The 21772-nt window shown below is 41.3% G+C and carries 20 protein-coding genes; 12 read left to right on the forward strand and 8 right to left on the reverse strand.

Features of this window, described 5'->3' with window-relative positions:
- Positions 1-415: 415 nt before the first annotated feature.
- Both C1A02_RS12985 and C1A02_RS12990 read right to left on the reverse strand, forming a co-directional pair.
- Positions 416-7186: a prealbumin-like fold domain-containing protein gene (locus tag C1A02_RS12985; RefSeq protein ID WP_101698674.1), complete on the reverse strand. Its 6771-nt coding sequence runs from the start codon at positions 7184-7186 to the stop codon at positions 416-418.
- Between the two features lie 224 nt (positions 7187-7410).
- Positions 7411-8226 carry a hypothetical protein gene (locus C1A02_RS12990; protein ID WP_101698675.1) on the reverse strand — a complete coding sequence of 272 codons (816 nt, stop codon included), beginning with the start codon at positions 8224-8226 and terminating at the stop codon, positions 7411-7413.
- Positions 8227-8507: 281 nt separating this feature from the next.
- On the opposite strand from C1A02_RS12990, the gene C1A02_RS13945 reads away from it, so the two are divergent.
- Positions 8508-8687, forward strand: a complete 180-nt coding sequence (locus C1A02_RS13945) for a helix-turn-helix domain-containing protein (RefSeq protein ID WP_370737808.1) — start codon at positions 8508-8510, stop codon at positions 8685-8687.
- On the opposite strand, the gene C1A02_RS13600 is transcribed toward C1A02_RS13945, so the two are convergent.
- A complete protein-coding gene (locus C1A02_RS13600) occupies positions 8633-8848 on the reverse strand; it encodes a hypothetical protein (protein WP_164997228.1) in 216 nt (71 codons plus the stop codon). The two genes, C1A02_RS13945 and C1A02_RS13600, sit on opposite strands and share 55 nt — an antisense overlap.
- 195 nt (positions 8849-9043) lie before the next feature.
- Complete coding sequence (locus C1A02_RS13000) at positions 9044-9259, reverse strand: helix-turn-helix domain-containing protein (RefSeq protein WP_101698677.1); 216 nt, start codon at positions 9257-9259, stop codon at positions 9044-9046.
- 232 nt (positions 9260-9491) lie between these two features.
- Between C1A02_RS13000 and C1A02_RS13010 the strand changes: the two genes are divergently transcribed.
- The 5 genes from C1A02_RS13010 (at position 9492) to C1A02_RS13040 (ending at position 14196) form a co-directional block, all read left to right on the forward strand.
- A complete protein-coding gene (locus C1A02_RS13010) occupies positions 9492-10097 on the forward strand; it encodes a hypothetical protein (protein ID WP_129588175.1) in 606 nt (201 codons plus the stop codon).
- Between the two features lie 335 nt (positions 10098-10432).
- Positions 10433-11449, forward strand: a complete 1017-nt coding sequence (locus tag C1A02_RS13015) for a replication initiation protein (RefSeq protein WP_101698680.1) — start codon at positions 10433-10435, stop codon at positions 11447-11449.
- A 1048-nt stretch (positions 11450-12497) separates the two neighbouring features.
- Positions 12498-12740 carry a hypothetical protein gene (locus C1A02_RS13030; RefSeq protein ID WP_101698683.1) on the forward strand — a complete coding sequence of 81 codons (243 nt, stop codon included), beginning with the start codon at positions 12498-12500 and terminating at the stop codon, positions 12738-12740.
- A gap of 11 nt (positions 12741-12751) precedes the next feature.
- Positions 12752-13744 (forward strand): ParM/StbA family protein, encoded by a 993-nt coding sequence (locus C1A02_RS13035; protein WP_101698684.1) that lies wholly within the window; start codon positions 12752-12754, stop codon positions 13742-13744.
- Positions 13745-13767: 23 nt separating this feature from the next.
- Positions 13768-14196, forward strand: a complete 429-nt coding sequence (locus C1A02_RS13040) for a DUF6075 family protein (protein WP_101698685.1) — start codon at positions 13768-13770, stop codon at positions 14194-14196.
- A 156-nt stretch (positions 14197-14352) separates the two neighbouring features.
- Here C1A02_RS13040 and C1A02_RS13045 read toward each other — a convergent pair whose 3' ends face one another.
- Both C1A02_RS13045 and C1A02_RS13050 read right to left on the reverse strand, forming a co-directional pair.
- A complete protein-coding gene (locus tag C1A02_RS13045; protein ID WP_101698686.1) occupies positions 14353-14664 on the reverse strand; it encodes a type II toxin-antitoxin system RelE/ParE family toxin in 312 nt (103 codons plus the stop codon).
- Positions 14657-14932 carry a type II toxin-antitoxin system Phd/YefM family antitoxin gene (locus C1A02_RS13050; protein ID WP_101698687.1) on the reverse strand — a complete coding sequence of 92 codons (276 nt, stop codon included), beginning with the start codon at positions 14930-14932 and terminating at the stop codon, positions 14657-14659. The genes C1A02_RS13045 and C1A02_RS13050 overlap by 8 nt, the downstream gene beginning before the upstream one ends.
- A gap of 957 nt (positions 14933-15889) precedes the next feature.
- Here C1A02_RS13050 and C1A02_RS13060 point away from each other — a divergent pair.
- The 6 genes from C1A02_RS13060 (at position 15890) to C1A02_RS13085 (ending at position 18268) form a co-directional block, all read left to right on the forward strand.
- Positions 15890-16117: a hypothetical protein gene (locus C1A02_RS13060; RefSeq protein ID WP_101698689.1), complete on the forward strand. Its 228-nt coding sequence runs from the start codon at positions 15890-15892 to the stop codon at positions 16115-16117.
- Between the two features lie 102 nt (positions 16118-16219).
- On the forward strand, positions 16220-16492 hold the full coding sequence (locus C1A02_RS13065; RefSeq protein ID WP_101698690.1) for a hypothetical protein: 273 nt from the start codon (positions 16220-16222) through the stop codon (positions 16490-16492).
- On the forward strand, positions 16479-16766 hold the full coding sequence (locus tag C1A02_RS13070; protein WP_101698691.1) for a hypothetical protein: 288 nt from the start codon (positions 16479-16481) through the stop codon (positions 16764-16766). The genes C1A02_RS13065 and C1A02_RS13070 overlap by 14 nt, the downstream gene beginning before the upstream one ends.
- A 129-nt stretch (positions 16767-16895) precedes the next feature.
- Complete coding sequence (locus C1A02_RS13075; protein WP_101698692.1) at positions 16896-17258, forward strand: type I-C CRISPR-associated protein Cas8c/Csd1; 363 nt, start codon at positions 16896-16898, stop codon at positions 17256-17258.
- An 18-nt stretch (positions 17259-17276) separates the two neighbouring features.
- Complete coding sequence (locus C1A02_RS13080; RefSeq protein ID WP_101698693.1) at positions 17277-17957, forward strand: hypothetical protein; 681 nt, start codon at positions 17277-17279, stop codon at positions 17955-17957.
- A gap of 5 nt (positions 17958-17962) precedes the next feature.
- Entirely contained in the window at positions 17963-18268 is a 306-nt protein-coding gene (locus C1A02_RS13085; protein WP_101698694.1) for a hypothetical protein, read from the forward strand.
- Positions 18269-18378: 110 nt separating this feature from the next.
- Here C1A02_RS13085 and C1A02_RS13090 read toward each other — a convergent pair whose 3' ends face one another.
- Together C1A02_RS13090 and C1A02_RS13095 are read right to left on the reverse strand one after the other, a co-directional pair.
- Positions 18379-20850, reverse strand: coding sequence for a CD3337/EF1877 family mobilome membrane protein (locus C1A02_RS13090; protein ID WP_101698695.1), 2472 nt, complete (start codon positions 20848-20850; stop codon positions 18379-18381).
- 24 nt (positions 20851-20874) lie between these two features.
- A complete protein-coding gene (locus tag C1A02_RS13095) occupies positions 20875-21720 on the reverse strand; it encodes a hypothetical protein (RefSeq protein ID WP_101698696.1) in 846 nt (281 codons plus the stop codon).
- Positions 21721-21772: the final 52 nt, after the last annotated feature.

Below are 21772 nucleotides of genomic sequence, written 5' to 3' on the forward strand. Positions count from 1 at the left end.
CCTGGCCGGTTTCCTGTTGGCCAAGTGATGGCCAGCTGCTGCCAGAGCTCCAGGCTGCACCCGGGGAAGCTTCAGCTGGTCGGCTCCAGGATGTCCTGGCCGGTTTCCCGTTGGCCAAGTGATGGCCGGCTGCTGCCAGAGCTCCAGGCTGCACCCGGGGAAGCTTCAGCTGGCCGGCAAGGATGCCCTGGCCGGTTTCCTGTTGGCCAAGTGATGGCCAGCTGCTGCCAGAGCTCCAGGCTGCACCCGGGGAAGCTTCAGCTGGTCGGCTCCAGGATGTCCTGGCCGGTTTCCCGTTGGCCAAGTGATGGCCAGCTGCTGCCAGAGCTCCAGGCTGCACCCGGGGAAGCTTCAGCTGGTCGGCTCCAGGATGTCCTGGCCGGTTTCCCGTTGGCCAGGGAATCGCCGGCAGTTATTATAAAGGCATTTCAAGTTCATCATTAATTTCTATTTCCTGTGCTTTTTTCCTTTTCTTTTGTGAGGAAATGTATAGTATTGCTACAACAAGCAATATCAGCAATATTAGCCCGATCATGATAGGAACAACTGCTTTTTTAAAATCGAATCCTGTCACCTGCGTATATGTTGCTATTGCTTCTATTGTGTATTCTTTGGCTCCAGAAGTGTCTGGCAGCTTTACTGTACCTTCGTAATTTGCTATAGCATTATAACCGGGGGCATCTGGCAAAGGAATTGTACCAGAGTAACTAGCTACATATCTAGCTACATGCCGTGAACCCGTAGCTTTAGCTTTCCGGTGCATAACCCCATCAACATCATACGGATCACCATCCCATTCAAATTTGGAAATTTTATAGTCTTGTGGGGATAATTTTAAAACATTAAGCAATTCTGTTTCACACCCTTCGAGGGCAGGAGCTTTTGCAGAATAAGGAACAACCTTATCACCAATTTTGTAGTATTCAGCATCATAGATGCTAAATACTAGCGGGATTGTTAAATCGTCTTTCCATGTCCAATCATCTGTTGCTTTCACAGAAACAAGTGATAATGTTGCTTTAACTACTTGTCCTGTAACCGAATCTTGATATTCCACATTTTTTTGCTGTATCGCCTTTGGAATATCAGAACGATAACCATAATCAGTTGATGCCGTAAGATTGTATTTTCGTCCCGTTATCATGATATTCTGGTAATCAATACCGGAAAGCTTCAAATCTAAATTAATATTATTTTCCTTTAAATTAAGTATATCGGGTGCTTCAACATCCTTCTTATATAAGTTATCGTATGTCACAGACCTTTTCACTACCGTATCCAGTAATATGTCCTTTTCGGTTACTATGTTGTAGATAACATTCTGTAGTTCATACTTTTGGCCATTATCTTCTTTGGTATCCGGAAACGCTTTTTTCACTTCTGGATCTTGTGCTGTATAAATCTGTATTTCCTCAATATTATTCTCCTTTAATTCTGCGCGAATAGCAGAACCCTGTTCCACATTTACCTGATCACTTGGGTGAATATTACTTACACTTATTGCACCCGGTAAAGGAGTCAAGAAAGTAGAAGGCAGCACTAAGCATATAAGAAATGAAATTATCCGTTTTTTCTTTTTTCTATTATTTTTAACTGTGAGTAACAGCAAAGAAAATCCGGAAAGTAGCATAACCGCTGCGGCTATAAGAATTTTCATTGGATCATCTCCTGTCTTTGGTATGCGAATTTCACCTAAAATTGTGGTCGGCTGTTCGTCCCCTTTACCAGAAATACTATCCTGTATATCAGGGTCAACCCAAGAAGGATTGATACTGCCGAAAATCGGTTCATCCTTCACGGACATACGGATTGTTTTCTCTGACTGAATAGTAAACTGATATGCTTTCAGGTCAAGCTTATAATGTGCCGGCGCAGAAATTTCTTTCAGCGTATAAGTGCCGCTTGTCAACGGCTTACTTTTTGCCCATCCCTGGGAATCAGTTGTGAGAGTATCAACCAACGTCCCAGCGGAATAAATACCATATACCGCAAAGGGTAACAATTTACCATCAAAACTACTGGATTTAACAATTTCAAGTATGCCATTTTCAGGAGTAGCTGGAGTAGGAGGACCTACCGGCGGAACAACTGGCCGCGGGGGTTTACCTGGTTTATGGGGCTTATTAGGTACTTCTGGCTTCGGAGGTTCATTTGTGGTAACTTCTGTGCGGTTGACGAAAGAACCGGATGTTACCTGTATGGTTAAGTTTGTTTTGTCTGTATCAGGATAGAAGGCGAACTGATTAATGCTATCGTCTTTAATATACCCATCGGCCGCGGTCAACTCCTTCAGGTAATAATCACCTATAGGTAAATCAACAATACTAACGCCCTGGCCATTATTAGTTACAGAAACAACTTGTAATAAGGTATCCTTTAGAATAACCACGGTTCCATCCTTAGCACTAAGTAAATCTGTAGCTGCATACAGTCCAAAGGTAATTTTTTGATATAACTCACTTGGCGTAGGAACTAAGTGCTTCATTTCTTCCTCTTTTGTGTAACTATACTGGAATGATTGTGTTAAATCCAATGTATACTCCACTGCATCATCTGTAGGGGTTGGTTCTGGAGCCGGCGGCGTTGGTATTGGGTCAGTACCCGTTGTTCCATCTTCACCCGGCTTTTCTTCTGGTTTGGTTAAAGTGAAGTTAAATCGTTCTGTTTTGCATTCTACTTCTTTTGGAGCAATAACCATAATTGCAAAATAATCACCTGGCTTTAGCTTCGTTTTCAATAAGGCTTCTGCTGGTGTGGTTGCTGCCAATGTTGCAATAGGTGTGGTTGCTGCGGTATCTTCTTTTGCATAAATTTTGACTTTGGATCCAGACCAATCCAAAGTTTTTGTATTAACTGGCTGAACCAAGTGTTTAATGAAAGAAGCCTTTACATGTTGTCTTTTATTTTTGGCTTTAACAAAAACCATTTCCAAGGGGGAAAGGGTAGGGGCTTGGTTTGGTTCTACTTTACCAAGGCGAATGGCTTCTTTGGAATAATCAATGTTCGTCTTTGTTATGGTATTGTTCGGATTTTCTGCCGTAGGCTTTTGAGGATTTAAAAAAGGGTCAGAAAAGTCAAAAGGAATATTATGTGTATCCTTAATTTCGAAAAGTATCTTTTCTGTGCTTAATGTATATCCTACTGGAGCATACAATTCTTTCAGATAATACTTACCGCAGTAAAGGTTTGAAGTTGTGGCAAGACCGTTTGCATCTGTCTGAATGGTTTCAACGAGCGCATCCTTTTTCAACAGCGTATCAAAAGTAAAGCTTATGGTATGAGAGAAACGTTCATCCACCGTATAAGAAGCATTAAGAACTGAATTTCGATTTTCTCTAATGGTCGCATCAATATCTAAAGCCTTAATATCTTCAGCCGCATACACTCCATAAATCGCACCCGGTATATTTACAACTTCGTAGCCTGGCGTACTGACTCCTGTTTGCGGATTTTTCGTAATGGATATCAGACCTTCCCCGGTTTTGTGAAGCGTAGCATTTCCAAGTACCGGATCATCTTGGAAATAAACGATGATAGGTTCCCCTTTCGGGTTACTCTCTCCATCAAACACAAAATGCACTGGTTTATCTGTCAGATAATACCCACTATGGCTATGGATCTCATAGATATCATAGCCATCTTCGCCATACTCCAGAAAATCAACTAAGCTGGCCGTTCCCTGTAAGTCTGTTGTGCTGCCATCCGGATTTGGTTTACTTACCACTTCTCCGTAAGCATTCGTTTGCCATACATTAATATTGCCTAGAGAAGCATTATTGCGGTTATCCTCTACCCAACGTTTCCGGGTGCAGTCCCAAACCTTAAAATAAAAATTGTTGAGAGGAATCAGCTTTCCGGAAACAGAATCTTGCTTTAGAATACGCACATATCTTTTTGTTGTTTGATTCTCGATATTTAGCGTAACTGTTAGCATGTCCACTGTATCGGGTGCTTTTCCGTGAGCATCAATGTATTCCTGCAAATGTGCAGAATACACGTTTTCATAATCGCCAATTTCATCACCATCGCCGTTTAAAGCGAAATAGTTGATAATAAGGCTACGCGCTCTATTTTCAGCAAATTGTTTTACTTCTGCGCTGGTAAGCAGCCGGCCGCCCTGAGATAATATTTCATCATCATAGGGATTGCCGTTTTCATCCTGCTCGTTGCCGTACCTATCAACATAATGCTCTCCATCCAAATATTCATAATAATAATCTAATAAGGTCTGATATTCATTTTCTGTCATGTATCCATCATAGTAATCCGGATCATAATCATTCCGGGCCTGTACGTCAGCTAAAGCCTGCATCTGCTTTACGTCGTCTATAGAAATTGGAGCATCGTCAGCTGACGGGGGGTTATGTTCCAGGCCGAGATTATTATCATTGCCTCTGCCATCACCACCGATTACCGGTACAAATTCTTTCGTTGGTTTGTACCAGGTTACCTTTGTATCAACCCATTGTTCCACCGGCATCGGCCTGTCATATCCGGTCAATGGCGTTCGTTCTACAATCACATACTTACCATATGGTAAAACAGGAGTCACCGCAGTTCCGTCAATCCCTGTTTTTACCGTAGCTACATGGCCAAGTGCATTATTTGCATTTAACAGCATTTCCGAATCTGTCATGGTATGTCCATCAATTTTACTTTTCCGGAATATATACATTTTTTCAATGTCCGTTTCCCCAGCTTTTTTCGGTGTTGCACTGGCAAGGTAAACATCGAAAATGACACCCGGAACGGGCATTTTGGGCTGGTTATCGTCCTCATAGGGATTACCGTCAATATCTTTCTGAAGGAATTTGTTAATCTTAATATAACCTTGTTTTACCTTATTAGTGCAAATAAAAGGTAAGCTGCTTTTCCCTCCTAAAACCAGCTTTTCCCCATTCATTCCAGTCACCAGGGTATAAGTATCAGTGACTTCATTTTCGTGATCACCGTCAAACTCAATGACAAATTCCTGATACCATGGCTTACTTCCGTTGGTATAAAGAAGATATCCCACTGGTGCGTTGGTTTCCTCAATTGCATAGTGGATTCCTTCTTGCAGCTCTCCGGACGTTGCGCGGCCGTTGGAACCCGTTGTCAAGGTTTCGACGGTAGAACCATACGGTCGGCCGTCATCGTCATGCCCTTCCACCGCAAATATTTTAAACTTTGCTCCAGATAGCTTTCCGTCACCTTGCGGCGTTTTCCCGGTACTTACATCCCGCTTTTCTACTGTAATTCTACCCTTTTGCTGGTAGTTATAAAATTCAAAATAATCTGTGTCTACTTCTCCATCCGAAACACTAAATTCTATTGGTTCTTCTCCGGTTGTTTCGGGGGTAAGATAGTTACTAATGCGTTTTCCATTTAAGATATAGCCGCCTTTGGTGGCATATGTTCCTTCCTTTTCTTCGATATAATAATCACCATCACCTTTTACACTGAAGGTGAAAGAACCGTCGTCGGCCGATTTAATCGTTGTTAACTTTTTAGGTGGATCAAACTCTTTTTCTTCCTCTTTTACCGTTCCATCTTTTTTATATGTTTCTGCCCGGCGGGTCTGATACACAACAAAGGTCGCACCACCCAGGCCGCCTTCATCCTCATATTCACCGTATTTTTGGCCGGTTATAACTGTTTTTACCGGCTCTTCCTCTTCTTCCTCTGGTGGCGGAACATCCGGAACCGCCACTTTGGATAATTTGAAATACAGCTTAATCGGGTCAGCTTTTGCCTTTCCCAAAAGTATCTGATTATCTTTTTTATTAAGGTCAGCATAAACGGTTGATGTAGTTTCTCCATTTGCAGCAATATCTGAATTAGTAGCGTTTTCTATTGGAAAAATTAATGAGTTTAATTTCGCTTCATCTGGCTCTGTCGTTCCAAATGTTACTCGTATCCCTTTTTTTCCACCGCTATCCATATGAGAAAAAGTTGCGCCGGCCTGATTCGCTTCCGAGGAATCGTTTAATTTAGCAATATCCATTGCATTCCAAACGCCTGTTGTATCAATCATTTCGCCATACCATTCCCCGGTAGTGGCATCTTTGGTTACTTGTGTGGTAGGCGCGATTGTGCTAATAACGCTGGAAAATGTAGGTGCTGTAAGGTATCTTAATAATTCAGCGTTTATTTTTTTATAAGCACTATTGAAACTACTTGCATTAGGCCCAGTTAAGCTTTTCTCTAATATTGTATTTGTAACTTTACCAGTGATTGCATTACGATATCCCAAAATGACTTCCCATATCATAATTTGTTTGGCTAGGTAACTACCATCATCATCATCATCTGAACCAAAATACAAAATCAGTCCAATCATTTGTTGCTTTGTTTTACCGGCTTTATTCCAGTATGATTGCCCTGACATAGCACCTAATGTCATAGATGCACTCTTTAAAGGAGCGCCAGGCTGTAAGCAATAAGCATCCTCCCCGCTTATCCGAATTCTGGTTACACGGCTGCCTTTTAGCCATTGATGCGTAGTTCCATCTACCGTGTTTTTCAAAGAGATAGCTTTGTTCCATTCGCCCAAAGCTATACCAGTGACATTCTGGCCGGAAGAAGCCAATAGCTGAATTGAGTTAAAGCTTTGCTTGCTGAGATTAGCACTTAACAGTTTTCTGGTTTCTAAAGTTTGTATTTCTTCAATATTGTAATCCGTATCCACCGGTTCACCATCTGTAAATGAAATTTCATAGCTGTACGGTGCAAAAGATAAAATATCTATATCAGGATCATCTATGAAGTACCGCCATGTTTCATCGTCTATTATCAGCTCGTCCCCTTCAATGATATCCGAAAGACCTTGTATCACAACATCAGATTCGTTTTCTTCAGGATTAATTAGGTTTGTTTTTTCCTTCGATTTTTTCTGATTGATTTCTGGTTCACTTACACTGGAATCAGGGGCACCTTCCTTTTCTTTTTCCATATCCGTTTCTGATTCATCAGAATCATGATCCTCTTTATCTTTTGACTGTTCTGAATCTGAAGAATCTTCTTCTAATTCCTCCTGTTTTGAATCCTCATTTTCTGATTCAGATTCTTCTTTCATTTCTATGCTTTGTGACATATCTTCACCTGCTAAGGATAATTCCAAAGCCAAGGCTTCAATCGGCATCACGCCGGTTAGAAGCAGCATCGCTAAAAAGAAAGAAATTACCTTTGTTGCTACTTTCTTCATGCTTTCATTCCCTTTCTCATTGTGTTTACCATAATTTGGCCGCAAAAAAGTAGGACATTCCGAATGGAAAGCCCTACACAATTAGCAAGCCACATGATATAATGAATTTTGTCATGTAAAAATGCTGATTGGTAGTATGAGTACCATTTAGCTACTGGGTGTTGTGTTCCCGCACAACACCCAGCATGATATTTTTTATTTTAAAATCCTAAACGTTTGGGATTTTAGCCGTAAAGTACATAAAAAAGATATTCTCCGTTTCCTTTACTGATAAAAACAGGTTTGAATCGGATGTCGCTTCCTTTAGCGCCATATGCAACACCCGTTTGGTATACTGATTCCACCGCTTCTAAGCAATTTTTTCTAAGCCAATAGCTGTTATCATATTCATCAGGTTCAATGGTATAATCTAAGGTATCCCCAGGCATCCAATAACTTGCATTAGAGTCACCATATCCACTGTTAAGATTTATATTCGTTATGACGAATGAATCCGTGTACACCATTCCAAACCTTTCCCCTTCCGCAATCATATCCTTTAAGATTGCATTCACATTGTAGGGTCTGGCATAGTTGGGGTACATAGACTGCCGGGCAGTTGTTGTACCAGAGGAACCACCGGAAGCAACAGACCGGTAACTATCCGGAACAACGGCATAGTTAGAATACGCTGTTTCGCCCCCTTGCTTTACCCCTTGCTTTACCTCTACCTTAAAGGACAGGTGGGAGCCGCCCACTTCGGCTACAATATAGGTTACGCCTTCCTTTACTGCTGTTAGACGGTACTTATCGGTATTTTTGATAGGTGTCATTTTTACAATACTACCTGTTCGGGAATCGGATATCTTAACGTCCTTCTGTGTCAGGTTTCCTTTCAATATTACTTTAAAATCATATATGTTTCCTGGGGCCATTGTGTAGCTGCGGGTGTCCAGTTTAAAAGCCTGGTTTGCTTGCTCATAGCTGTTGGCTGCAACAGAAGTGCTGAATATGATTGTTCCAATTAGCGCAGCAGCTAATGTTCTCAGTTTTTTCTTCATACTTAAATCCTCCGTTTACTAATAAAAATCCCTTATTCTACCTTTCTAATAATCTAATAATGACTATCTATAAAAGAAAAAATATTTAAAAAATTAAATACTAATATTAATATCGGTTATATTTACTAATAATTAAATGATACTTTTAGAAATATAAACATTTCCAAAATTAACTATTGATTAATTTTGACTAATAGGTTTGAAAAAAAATAATTTATACTTTACCTATTATCTAAATAGGAGTGTATAAATTGATTACATTTCGACCACTTCGAGAAAAAATGTTGCGTGAAGGAATATCGACTTATTGGCTTATAGGTCAAGGTATCAATAGCAGTACACTAGCTAAAATTCGCCACGATGGAAGTATTACCTTAAATACTTTAAACGATCTATGCTCTGTTCTTCAATGCCCTGTCTGGGAAATCATAGAATTTGTAAACACAGAATCAGAAGAGTAAAGAGCTTTTGTAATTTGTTCTTGTAAATTCTTTAACTTATCTGAATCCATAAATAATCGAATAACATTATTCCCCTGTAAAAAGTAAACTGTAAATCCATCTGCGGATAATTTAGATATTTGTGTACTTTGTATCTTTTCATCATAAAAAATTGATACCATAAAAATTCCCCCCCTTACAAAATCCTAAATGATCTAGTATGCCTTATAAAAATTATATCACATTATTGATAAATGCACTAGAAAATATTGTCAATAATATTACTCAAATCCAAATTTCCTTTTTATTTCATGTCCTTTTCGATTAAAGATTAATATAAGCATTCAGGCTCATGCCGAGCGATTCGGCGTGAGCCTTTATTCTGTGTCCGGAACATATTCCATTAAATCCCCTGGTTGGCAATCAAAATACTTGCACAATCGGTTGAGAGTATTTCCGTCAATGCCACTCGCCCCACGTTTTAGTCGGGTGAGCGTCGCTTGCGCTATAATTGGGTCATCCATTTTTCTCAACTGGTAGGATGTAAGCCCGGCAGCTGCCAATTTATTAAACAAACGCTCATAAGATATCATTTTTACACCTCCGTTTTAATAATACCGAAAACACATCACTAAAGCAAGTGACACATTGCACAAAGGATTTGTCACTACATTTGGTGATGTTGCCGGTTGATTATCACTAATATTAGTGATATAATATAATCACAAGGTAAGGAAAACAAATTTAAGGGGGACGTAAAAATGAAAAACATCGTAACATTGTTTGGGCTGGAAATCGACGTAACTATTAACGAGGGCGAAACATTTGAGTACACCACCAGCTGCGGGGACATATACGAGCAAACCGCAATTACTACAGATGGCAGACTGGTTGCTTTCGACGAGGCGATATGCGCATGGGTGCAACTTAAAGCATGCGCTTAAACAAATAAGCCGGGCCGGGCGGCAAATCCCGGCAGAGAAAGATGGTGCAGAAATGAGAAAGTACAGCGAAGAGCAGAAAGCCTACATGATGGCTAAAGCAAATCTAAAGGTCATAGAGAAAGTACACGACGCAGCGGAACGCGCATTTATCCTTTGCCGGGGGATCGTCAATCCTGACGGCACGATCCCTGAATTGATTTACATGATTGAGGACGACACCGAATTGGAAACGGTTGGCACAGAGTTTGACGCAGTACCCGAAAATAAACAAATGTGGACAGAGATACTTGCGGCGCGGGAAGCGCTCAAAATTGCCGAAACAAAGCTTTTAGATTACGCTTTAAATGCCGTGCCGATACCCCAAAAAGAAAAAACTATTCTGACGGAAAGTGCAAAAACAAATTACACCACACGGCAAAAGATAATTGAAATCGTAATGAATCTTGATGTTTCAACCTTACCAAAACACTGTATAATTGCTTTTTAAAAAGAGTAATTACAATACAAAAACGCGCCAGCAAGCATATATAGGTTGTTTGCTTGTTTTAAGAATATATTAAAACCTGTTTTAAGGACTTGTTTTCGGTGTCTGAGAACCCGCATAAATACTGGGCTTGTCCAATGTACTTAGGGACATTGATTTGCACACTTAGGGACATTGATTTGCACACTTAGGGACATTGATTTGCACACTTAGGGACATTGATTTGCACACTTAGGGACATTGATTTGCACACTTAGGGACATTGATTTGCACACTTAGGGATATATTTGACAATTGTCCCTAAGTGTGATATTGTAAAAATCGAAAGGTGGAATATTATGGCAGTTCTCAAAAAAAGTTACCTTGTAAAAAAAAGGAATGTGTTGAATGAGATCCGTGCAAATGGTATGACCTTGCAGGAACTTCGATTCTTGAGCATATATCTAAGCAAAATTAATCCAAATGATTTCAGCACAAGGGTGGTACGCTTTCCTATTAATGATTTTAGAGCTATTATGGAATTGGGAAGAATCAATATTGATTACTTGAAAAATATCACAGATAGCCTTTTAAGTAAAATTATCCATGTGCCAAAAGAGCGCGGCGGATATAGAGGCGTTCAACTTTTCAAGTATTGTGAGGTGGATGTTGATGACAATGATGAATGGTATATCGAGTTCGATGCTCATGATGAGGCTCTGCCACTCATGTTTGAGTTCAAGGACAAATATTTTTCTTATCAGCTTTGGAACGCTTTGCGCCTGAAAAGTTCAAATCAGCTCCGAATGTATGAAATTCTAAAACAATATGAAAAAATCGGTATTCGGATATTATCTATAGAACAATTAAGAGACCTCTTAGGTATTGATAAAAAAGAATATAAGGCTTATAAAGATTTTAGGGTACGAGTGCTTGATTCTTGCCAAAAAGCATTAGAAAAAAACACGGATATTACTTTTATGTATGAACCTTATGGAAAAAAAGGGAAAGGTGGAAAAATTCAATCTTTGAAGTTTTCCATTAAAAAAAATACTAATTACATAGACCAGCTTACGCTTGATAAATTTATAGATCAGAATAGAGGGTTTGAGGATAATTCAGTTCAAAGCGAACCTGAACCTTATGAAAGCCGGATTCAATTTCTTTCAGATGCTTGCGATAATGAATTTACGGAAAATGAAATGACGGTTTTATATAATTTGATGACTGAATGCCTACCGTATGAAATTATACACGATGAATTAAAGTGCTATAATTACCTGATGCGTAAGTACAATGAAATGAAAATGCGAAACGAAAGAACCAAAATTCACAACCGTTTTGCTTATATAAAAAGCATTATCGGAACAGAATAAGAAAAAAACAACGGCCATTTTGCCGTTGTTTTTTTATAGCAATTAAAAGTACCCAGGCAGCAGCCGGCCATCACTTGGCCAACAGAAAACTGGCCAGGACATCCTGGAGCCGGCCAGCTGAAGCTTCCCCGGGTGCAGCCCGGAGCTCTGGCAGCAGCCGGCGATACCCTGGCCAACAGAAAACTGGCCAGGACATCCTGGAGCCGGCCAGCTGAAGCTTCCCCGGGTGCAGCCCGGAGCTCTGGCAGCAGCCGGCGATACCCTGGCCAACAGAAAACTGGCCAGGACATCCTGGAGCCGGCCAGCTGAAGCTTCCCCGGGTGCAGCCCGGAGCTCTGGCAGCAGCCGGCGATACCCTGGCCAACAGAAAACTGGCCAGGACATCCTGGAGCCGGCCAGCTGAAGCTTCCCCGGGTGCAGCCCGGAGCTCTGGCAGCAGCCGGCGATACCTTGGCCAACAGAAAACTGGCCAGGACATCCTGGAGCCGGCCAGCTGAAGCTTCCCCGGGTGCAGCCCGGAGCCCTGGCAGCTGCCGGCCATTACTTGGCCAACGAGAAACCGGTCAGGACATCCTGGCGTCGGACAGCTGAAGCTTCTCCGGGTGCAGCCCGGAGCCCTGGCAGCTGCCGGCCATCACTTGGCCAACGGGAACCGGCCAGGGCATCCTTGCCGGCCAGCTGAAGCTTCCCCGGGTGCAGCCTGGAGCTCTGGCAGCAGCTGGCCATCACTTGGCCAACGGGAACCGGCCAGGGCATCCTTGCCGGCCAGCTGAAGGCTGCCTAGATACGCTTAGAATCGCTGCGTACAAAAGTATTCAACTGTATTATATTTAAATACAGTTGAATACTTTTTTAAAAAAACATATTAATATTAACGAATTTAATTATATATTTAAATACAAATGCAAATAAAATTAATACAAAAATATTCAAAATTAATACAATAAACACATTGACTTCTAACGGTATTTATCATATAATGAATACAAAGATAATCAAATTGAATACAAAAATAATTTTAAATACCCATAGAAAGGAGGGCGCTTACATGCCTGAAAGTAAAGACAGCATGACTATACCTATTGTTTTTAGATGCGATCCAAAAATAAAAGAGGCTGCTAAAAAAGCAGCTAAGGCGGATAATCGTAGTTTGTCAAGTTACATGCTTAAATTACTCGTTGAAGATCTGGCTAAAACCGGCTTTACAGAAATAAAAGTAACGTCGCGAAATCCAGAAAGAGAATCTTTAGATAGTGATAGTTTATTAGAAAAGATGAAACATAATTTTTAGGAGGTATTACAATGAATCTTATATCTATTGATATTGGTAACGGGTACATAAAAGCAGTTAATCAGGCCGCTGAAACCCTACATTTTCCTACAGTAATAAAGCCTAATACTGACAAAGATATTATGGGTGTTAGTCATAACCAGTATTCTATTAAAATTGATGGACAAGCATATTTTATTGGTAATTTAGCCATTGCTAAAAGAGGCACACGTCAATGGCAGAGCAGCAAGGCTGTAAACGGTGACACTCCATATTATTTGGCGTTATGCGCACATATTTTAACACCTGAAGAAGAAACCCATCCAGAAATAGGAATATGCCTGGGTTTGCCTTATAGCTACTATACCAGTCTGGATCGGGGTGCAGCCCTGATAAAAGAACTTACTGGTAAGCAAATAAAAACCGAATATGCAGGAACCAAGAAAGAGATTACTATATCGCATGTTTCTGTTTACCCACAAGGTGTGGGAGCCTATTTTTCAAATTTATATGATATTAACGGTAAGCCCAAAAAGGGGGCCGAGGACAAAATTAAGGCTTTATTTATTGATATTGGATTCCGGACAGTGGATGTTGTTGCATTTGAAAGCCTGAATAATACATTTGAACTAATCCAAGAAAATAGTTTTTCTCTTGAAGAATATGGAATGTTCCAGGCTGTAAACGAGGTTATAAAAAAGACTGATGCCGGTATAGAGCTAACCGCCAATGATGTAGAGTTTGCATTGCAAAATAATCATTCTAAGGTTGACAGTATGTACGGTACAACGGATCTTTCGTCTTATGAAGCTGAAGCTTATGAACAATTGGCCCAACAAATCGCTACATTAATTAATATTCGGCTGTCCGGGCAGATCCAGCGATATAAAAATATTTATTTGACTGGCGGTGGGGCAAAAAAATTATATCCCTATATTTCTAAGGCGTATCCCAATATTGAAATACAGGACGATTGTATTTTTTGTAATGCCAAAGGCTATCTGGTACTGGAATCTACCAGGTAATAAAATAGGGAGATTGATAAATTATGAGCATTTTTTGTAAACAGCTAAATGTCAAGTTCGTTGACGAAGAACATTATGATTTTTTCATGCAGAAAGTATCAGCTTTCGGCGCCGATTGTTATCTAAAAGCATTAATCTATACTATTGGTATATGCCCGGATACTAGAAACCAGTGGAACAGCATTTACGATAAATCTAATCATAGTATTAAATTAGAAGTAATTAACGAAGGCTGGCAGACTAGCGGTAGTGTAAAGGTTACGCGGCTTGCATTTCAGCTTTTTACAGATGGAACGCCCACGGCTTACACTTATGATGATCAGGACAATGAAGTGCCTGATATAAAAGAATGCAGACAGTATAGTGTTTCAGATATATTTTGCTGTAGTTATGCTCCTTTTTTCGTGGAAGCAATAAAGCTGCGTTATCCCGAATATTTCGGTATTAAATGAAAAATGAAACAACAATAAAAAAGCCTTCCTAAATGTAGGAAGGCTTTTTTTAATGCTGCACCAGTATGCCTGATTCTGCTCCCCGGTGCTAAAAATTCAGCCCCCCTGTATGCTCATACAGGGGGGCAAACCATTGAAATATGGGCCTGTGGCGTTTTACTCTAACAACCTCCCATAGTCCCGGCGGGCATAAATCACCCGCGCAATCGTTATGAGTTTTTGTGCTTCATCTACATAATAGAGCATGATATAATTCTGCACCAATAGGCGGCGGTACTCATGCTTTAGTGACCTGATAGGATAATAGGCGGGATTTGCATAAGGAAAGTCTATCAGCCTATCGGCAGCTTCGATCATTTCACTGGCCAAACGTTCCGCCGCTGCGGGATTAATTAACGTTTGGCTGATATACCTTGCAATATCCGTCATGTCCTGCTTGGCTATCGGTAAATATTCTAGTTTATACATGCTCGGCTCCAATAGCGTCTTTCATAGCCTTTAATACATCCTTGGAAGAAAAACGTTGTTTTGTGGTTCTTGCTTCGCGCTCTGATTCTTGCAGCTTGAAATATATTTCGCTCTCAAATTGCAAATTTTCATAGGCTTCCATGCTCAAAACCACCATATCACCAAAACCGTTTTTTGTCAAAAAAACAGGCTGGGCAGTTTCGTGCACTGTCTTTGATATTTCGGCAAAATTGTTTCGCAAATCTGATACGGGTCTAATAGTATTCATGTTAACACCTCCATTGATATTTTAGCATAATTACGCTAAAATATCAATTTAATTCCAAATCAAAATATATTGTTTTATCTCTTTTTATATTTATGTCTCTGGAGTACAGCGCGGCCAGCTGAAGCTTCCCCGGGTGCAGCCTGGAGCTCTGGCAGCTGCCGGCGATACCCTGGCCAACAGAAAACTGGCCAGGACATCCTGGAGCCGGCCAGCTGAAGCTTCCCCGGGTGCAGCCCGGAGCTCTGGCAGCTGCCGGCGATACCCTGGCCAACAGAAAACCGGCCAGGGCATCCTGGAGCCGGCCAGCTGAAGCTTCCCCGGGTGCAGCCCGGAGCTCTGGCAGCTGCCAATTTATTAAACAAATGCTCATAAGATATCATTTTTACACCTCCGTTTTAATAATACCGAAAACTCATCACCAAACATAGTGACACTTTGCACAAAGGCTTTGTCACTATGTTTGGTGATATTGCCGGTTGATTATCACTAATATTAGTGATATAATGTTATCATAAGGTAAGGAAAAACAAATTAAGGAGGACGTAAAAATGAAAAAGAAAATAACAAAGGTTACCGTATGGGGAGTACAACCGCTATAAGTTCTTAGTGTAATTCAGTCCGACACGAACCAGGGATAATCAATTTACGGATGCGGGAGAGCATAAAAAAGTTAGCTAATAGTCCCGCCCCGGAGGTCACGAGGGCAGAAAGGAAACAGGACCATGAGCGAAAAACGTACAATCAAGCTTTGGGAAGGCATCAACCTAATTACCAGCGAGGGCGTGACATTCTGTGAAAGTCCCGTTGAACTGTGGAAACACATTAACTGCACTGACGAGCAGAAAACGGAGATTACTCGGCACCTATATTGTTTCCACCACCTTGACTTAACCGAGGCTTGCGGGAAACTTTGTGTTCTGGACGTTGTGCCAGTGAAACATACGGAAGGAGAAGATCATGAAGAAGCTGACACTCACCCACAGAGGGCGCGATAACTGGGACAGACCGGTCTATGAAAGCGAAGGGCGCTTATATGTCGATGTGGATCCGCGCAGAGGTAGAGCACCCGAAATATGCACCAAGAACGGTAACGATTTTTATGGCGAACCAGATACCCCGATTGCTTACATGCAACTCTACAAGGATGCCCAGATTGAGTTCATTCCTTGCCGGGACACATGGTAATCGCAGAGTAGCCCGCCTTCGGGCGGGCGATTACTCACCGGGTAACCCGTGGGATGCGCCTGGAATGAGTGCCAAAGACTTTATTTAACAGGAGGAAAATCTATGAGAACGATTGAAGAGGCCAAAGCACTTATCGAAAGCCTGCGCCCCTTGCAGGAAGAACCTGCGGACGGATACATTTTCCCTTGCCCGCGCTGCGGGCACAGCCGAATGGACGAGAAGCCGGTCAGAAACGCTTTAAGTCGATATGCCGACGTTTATATTTGCAACCTGTGTGGCATGGATGAGGCTTTACAAGATGCCAAAGGTAAGCCGCCGCTGCCCCTGAATGAGTGGGGCATGGTACGAGGATTTGACGAAGATGAAAGAAACTAGATTAAAACAATTCTACAATTTGTTGGATGCAGCAATGACAACTCATGTATGGGAGATTGAAAACAGTATAGATGACGGTGAAACAGTTGATATATTTGGCGCTCCTTTAATAGCACCAACAAAAGAAAATACCTTCCAAGCTATCTATAATGAGATAGTAAACAACGAACATTTAAAATTTTTAGGAAAGGAATTTATTGTAGCTGAAATTAACAAATATTTTGAAATTCCTTGTTATTGGTCAAAAATTAGAAATCAATATGAATTAAACTAATAACAATGCCGATCCCCGGCGGCTAAACCGGGGATTAAGCCTTATTATACATAAAGCAATACAGAGCACCCTTGTATCTTGCAAATATGTACAGTATAATCAAAATATAAAGCAAAGGGGAAGAAAAACATGACAATATTGAAAGGGGAATATAAAATGTTAGAAAAAGACCGCAGTTATTTATTTGGTAGGCTCCTTGCTATCCTAGAGTACACAGCCACCCTTGCAGAAGGCAATGACATAAGAGTATCTCAGTATGCAAATAGGTATACCAAACATCCGCGCACCACTTTTGCCATGCTCGAGCGACGCGTCATGACAGATATGTACAGGAAACTCACGATTGAGCAGTACGACCAAATACAAGACTTAAAAGCAGAGATCATTGCCACGATGGATGGAACCGATGCTTTTACGGATGAGGAATTGACAGAAAGTTACCTGCTTGGCTACTACATGCAGCGCCCGAAAATGGTTGCAATAGCTAGATAAATAAAAGGAGTTTGGACAATGATTCTTAATGCCAGTGCAGAGGAACCTAAAAGTCCTTTTAATACTTTTTATAAGACTGTTGGTTTAATGGGGTGCATGTCCAGAATTGGAACGACTACGCAAGCGATTCAAATTGTAAAATACCTCATGTATTATGGGGCGAAAGCCGCCTATATTGAAATGAATGATAGTGGTTTTGTTAAGCTAATTACTGAATATTATTCTAATGTTTCTATGGATCATAACCTATGCAAAGTTATCTATCAAGATGTAGATATGTTCTATGCACAAGATAAAATATCAGAAATTCTTAAACTTGATTATGATTACTTCATTTATGATTATGGAGTATATGCTCCTAGCGTGAATCGTATTTCTTATTTTGAAAAAAATATTAATATTATGGTAGCAGGGACAAAGCCAAGTGAGATTATTCAGCTTCGTCGGGTTTTAACGGATATGTATGACAAGAATATTGAATATATATTTTCTTTTTCAGACGAAAATGAACAACAAGATATTCTTAAAATGATGGAAAATAAGGCATCAAAAACTCACTTTGCGGTTTATTCTCCAGATTACTTTTCTTACCTTGTCCCCAGCAACAAAATTTATGATCCTATTTTTCAAATTGATGATACTTTAACGGAGCGACCTCAGCAAAAGAAAAAGCCTTTCTGGAAATGGGGAGGGAAATAAAAAGCATGGGTAAATTCTCGACAGGCTTTATGCAGGAAGTAAATAAACAAAAAGAGTTTGAGAAAGAACAGGAAAAACTAAAAATACAACACAATATTAATGAGAAAAATGTGATTGTGGTTGAAAAAAACAACATGGTCAAGTTTACCATTAATACTATATTTAGAATTTTTAGATATATTGCAACCGTTATTTTATTATGCCTAGCCTGTATCGGTCTGGCAGCTATGATCTATTCCGCACCCAGGGAGGAAATGTTGGTCATCTTTTATACGGTAATTGAACAAATAAAAACAGCATTAGGCTTGTAATAGGGTGCAGCCCGGAGCTAACCGCAGTTCTCCGGCCGGGCTGAAGGCCACACGGGCGCAGAACTAAATAATTTAAGCCCCCTGTACATTTACAGGGGGCTTAAATTATTTTATTCTTTTGCTTCAGCTGCTACAAGTGAGTGAATAGCGAATTTAGAAGCTGTAGGGCGCTCTGCGGGGGCCTGTGGCTGCTCTCTGGCGCTCATTGACTGTGTGGGCGGCATTGTGGCCGCCGGTGCAACGGAAGCAGGCTCGGTACTATCTTGTGGCCTGGGTACAAGTGAGTGAATGGCGAATTTAGAAGCTGTAGGGCGCTCTGCGGGGGCCTGTGGCTGCTCTCTGACGCTCATTGGCTGTGTGGGCAGCATTGCGGCCGCCGGTGCAACGGAAGCCGCCCTGGGGCTATCTTGTGGCCTGGGTGCAGCTGTAGGGCGCTCTGTGGGAGCCTGTGGCTGCTCTCTGGCACTCATTGGCTGTGTGGGCGGCGTTGCGGCCGCTGGTGCAGCTGAAGCCGCCCTGGGGCTATCTTGTGGCCTGGGTGCAGCTGTAGGGCGCTCTGTGGGAGCCTGTGGCTGCTCTCTGGCACTCATTGGCTGTGTGGGCAGCATTGCGGCCGCTGGTGCAGCTGAAGCCGCCCTGGGGCTACCTTGTGGCCTGGGTGCAGCTGTAGGACGCTCTGTGGGAGCCTGTGGCTGCTCTCTGGCACTCATTGGCTGTGTGGGCAGCATTGCGGCCGCTGGTGCAACGGAAGCCGCCCTGGGGCTATCTTGTGGCCTGGGTGCAGCTGTAGGACGCTCTGTGGGAGCCTGTGGCTGCTCTCTGGCACTCATTGGCTGTGTGGGCAGCATTGCGGCCGCCGGTGCAGCTGAAGCCGCCCTGGGGCTATCCTGTGGCCTGGGTGCAGCTGTAGGGCGTTCTGTGGGAACCTGCGGCTGCTTCCTGGCACTCATTGGCTGTGTGGGCAGCATTGCGGCCGCCGGCGGCTTTGGCTCTTCGCAATGTGCTGGTAGTTGCAGCACTGGTCTATCAGTATATTTAAAAATATTCGGGGATTTAGCCGCATGAATTTGATCTTGTTGTTGATTTCTTGGTAAAGATTCAGCCGCCGCTAGCATTGGCCTATGATAAGGTTCTTGCGACTGTTTTTTAGTGCGTTTATATCGAGATTGTGATGGTTGTGCATTGCTTTCGGTATAGTAGTATGGCTGCCATTGTGGTTCTTTAGAAAAATGATCAGGTCTGGTCGATCTACCTTCCAAGGGCAAACGCCGGCGGGAAAGATTGTTATTTCTGCTGCCGACTGTATTTAAAGCTCCAATCAGATCACCGCTGCGTTGGATCTGATATTTGAGAGCTTGCGGTTGCCTGGTAGCCTTTGTAACTTTGCCCATGCCTTTTAGCATGGTTTTATAATTTACTGCCAATATGACAGCAATAAGTGTTTCGATGAAAATTACCACAAGCCAGCCGTATTGTGGAGATAAGGCATATAAAACATTATCTAATTTGACAAGTATACCGATTAGAAAAGTAATCATCAATATAGTTATCTGCGTTTCCAGTATTTTTTTTAGCCACACGGAAACGATCTCTATTCCTCCAAAGGCCGGTAATAAGGCAAGTAATAGAATAATAGGAGCCAAGAACACATAAAACACGGCCATAACTTGAAACGCCAATTGCAGAACTGACAAAAACAAATAAACAGCTGATTTAATTAAAAATGGGATTAAATAAACCAATAGAAAGCCGATCCTTTGAATACCTAAGTCTTTTGACATGGTGCTTTTATTACTGCTGTGATCATTTCTGTAATTTTCAACAATTTGTTCGCGTTCCTCTGTTCCTCGTGTTGTTGTCAAAAATTTATCAATTTCGCTCTGTGTGGGGGTAGATGAACCAAACTCAAGACTGATCCAAGGATCATGTACAAGGCTTGTCCAGATTGTGCTACCTGCGGCCGCCGCAAACTGCGAAGTTGAATTTTGGTTGCTGTCGCGCATGTTTAAATCCATCAACGCGGATATACTTATAGATTTTGTAATGCTGGTAGCCCCAGAAAGCGCGGCCGAAGAATGAGTAACAACCAGGGCAGACAACAGAATAATCGTCAATATTTTACCTGTATCAATTATTATACCTACCATATCTCTTTTAGCCAGTTTTTTTGCTAATGCCCATGCAGCGCCACAAAAAGCCAAAACGAAAAATGTATCAAAAATACTCGATTTTAATGCAGCTTGTATTCCATCAATTTGTGCAGCAAAAAGGCTGGATATATCTAAATCCATAGAAAAATAAAAAATAGTTGTTACTAAATAAGCCAATGTAGTAATGACCGAAAAGAGTACATTTGCTATTTGATTAAAGGTTTTTTCCCCTACTTCTAACAGTCCGGTTTTTTCTATATCGAGATAGTAATTTTCTCGGTAGTCTTTTCCTATATACTTTCCTTCACCCTCTAATTGTTCAAAAGCAGGAATATCCATTACTGACGATTTTTCTGATTCTGCTGCATAGACCGGCAGCGTAAACAGACAACACAGGAGTAATAAGAGGGCAAAAAGTTTTTTAAATTTCAAATGCTCTCCCCCTTTTATGTTTTATTATTCGGCTTCAGCAACATAATAAGCTCCAGAAAGATTTGTGTCCCAATAGTCGCTAGGGTTTTGTTTTGTGGAAGAACCGGTTTTGTAACCAATATCGGCTTTTTCTGTAACAGATTTGCCATTAGAAAATGTTAGTGTAATTCTGGCATTAGGCATATTAAAATCAGTAGTATTAACCCACGGTAACACTTGTACGTCTGTAACAGTATCTTTTGTTAAAGCAAAATTTAAGGTGTATAAACCACCGCAAGAAGCAAATGCAGCTGAAGAATACTCTGTAATAGCTCCGGGAATATTCCATTCATCTTTTTTATAATCGTTTCCGTACACATTTAGAGTAAATTTAGTTTCTTGTTCCAGTAAGTATTCTGGCTTAAATGGATAAATGGGTTCTATCCGTGGTAGTGTCGTTTCATCTGCAAGTATAGCTGAAATTAATGAATAGGTTCCATCGTCTGAAGGCCGCAAGGTAGCTTGTAGCTTCTGACGGTCAGGTACAGAATAAAAGCCGTCTGTATCTATTATTTCGGCAGTGAAAGAAACTATTGTATATGCAGCGTTTTCTTCCGATTTCAATACAATATCAGAAATATTAGAGAATGAGCCTGTGAAATCTTTTTTATTGGTAATTTCTTTCTTTCCAACCTTGTCAATTTCTCCGTTTTCGTTGTATTGATAGCAAAATCCGGTTAATTCCATAGAGTCGCCTTCTAGCGCTGTTTTTATTGGCTCTAATTCAGTGGTTTCTATTCCTCCACCTGAATTATTTGAAACCCTTGTACAGCTGGCTAAAGCAACCAAAATACATAAAATCAGTATACTGCTTAAAAAATGCTTTTTCATCTTACACTTTCTTTCTGTCCGCAGCGTCCCGGCCAAAGGCTGCAAAAATTTA

Source organism: Clostridium minihomine, from assembly GCF_900240385.1.
In the GTDB taxonomy this organism is placed as follows: domain Bacteria; phylum Bacillota; class Clostridia; order Oscillospirales; family Acutalibacteraceae; genus Faecalispora; species Faecalispora minihomine.

What these genes read in the sequence shown, in the direction of transcription:
- C1A02_RS13040 (WP_101698685.1), top strand. Translation starts at nt 13,768, where the DNA reads ATGAGCATTTTTTGTAAACAGCTAAATGTCAAGTTCGTTGACGAAGAA.
- C1A02_RS13015 (WP_101698680.1), top strand. Translation starts at nt 10,433, where the DNA reads ATGGCAGTTCTCAAAAAAAGTTACCTTGTAAAAAAAAGGAATGTGTTG.
- C1A02_RS12985 (WP_101698674.1), bottom strand. Translation starts at nt 7,186, where the DNA reads ATGAAGAAAGTAGCAACAAAGGTAATTTCTTTCTTTTTAGCGATGCTG.
- C1A02_RS13000 (WP_101698677.1), bottom strand. Translation starts at nt 9,259, where the DNA reads ATGATATCTTATGAGCGTTTGTTTAATAAATTGGCAGCTGCCGGGCTT.
- C1A02_RS13065 (WP_101698690.1), top strand. Translation starts at nt 16,220, where the DNA reads ATGAGAACGATTGAAGAGGCCAAAGCACTTATCGAAAGCCTGCGCCCC.
- C1A02_RS13945 (WP_370737808.1), top strand. Translation starts at nt 8,508, where the DNA reads ATGTTGCGTGAAGGAATATCGACTTATTGGCTTATAGGTCAAGGTATC.
- C1A02_RS13045 (WP_101698686.1), bottom strand. Translation starts at nt 14,664, where the DNA reads ATGTATAAACTAGAATATTTACCGATAGCCAAGCAGGACATGACGGAT.
- C1A02_RS13035 (WP_101698684.1), top strand. Translation starts at nt 12,752, where the DNA reads ATGAATCTTATATCTATTGATATTGGTAACGGGTACATAAAAGCAGTT.
- C1A02_RS13060 (WP_101698689.1), top strand. Translation starts at nt 15,890, where the DNA reads ATGAAGAAGCTGACACTCACCCACAGAGGGCGCGATAACTGGGACAGA.
- C1A02_RS13600 (WP_164997228.1), bottom strand. Translation starts at nt 8,848, where the DNA reads ATGGTATCAATTTTTTATGATGAAAAGATACAAAGTACACAAATATCT.
- C1A02_RS13085 (WP_101698694.1), top strand. Translation starts at nt 17,963, where the DNA reads ATGGGTAAATTCTCGACAGGCTTTATGCAGGAAGTAAATAAACAAAAA.
- C1A02_RS13070 (WP_101698691.1), top strand. Translation starts at nt 16,479, where the DNA reads ATGAAAGAAACTAGATTAAAACAATTCTACAATTTGTTGGATGCAGCA.
- C1A02_RS13075 (WP_101698692.1), top strand. Translation starts at nt 16,896, where the DNA reads ATGACAATATTGAAAGGGGAATATAAAATGTTAGAAAAAGACCGCAGT.
- C1A02_RS13095 (WP_101698696.1), bottom strand. Translation starts at nt 21,720, where the DNA reads ATGAAAAAGCATTTTTTAAGCAGTATACTGATTTTATGTATTTTGGTT.
- C1A02_RS12990 (WP_101698675.1), bottom strand. Translation starts at nt 8,226, where the DNA reads ATGAAGAAAAAACTGAGAACATTAGCTGCTGCGCTAATTGGAACAATC.
- C1A02_RS13030 (WP_101698683.1), top strand. Translation starts at nt 12,498, where the DNA reads ATGCCTGAAAGTAAAGACAGCATGACTATACCTATTGTTTTTAGATGC.
- C1A02_RS13080 (WP_101698693.1), top strand. Translation starts at nt 17,277, where the DNA reads ATGATTCTTAATGCCAGTGCAGAGGAACCTAAAAGTCCTTTTAATACT.
- C1A02_RS13050 (WP_101698687.1), bottom strand. Translation starts at nt 14,932, where the DNA reads ATGAATACTATTAGACCCGTATCAGATTTGCGAAACAATTTTGCCGAA.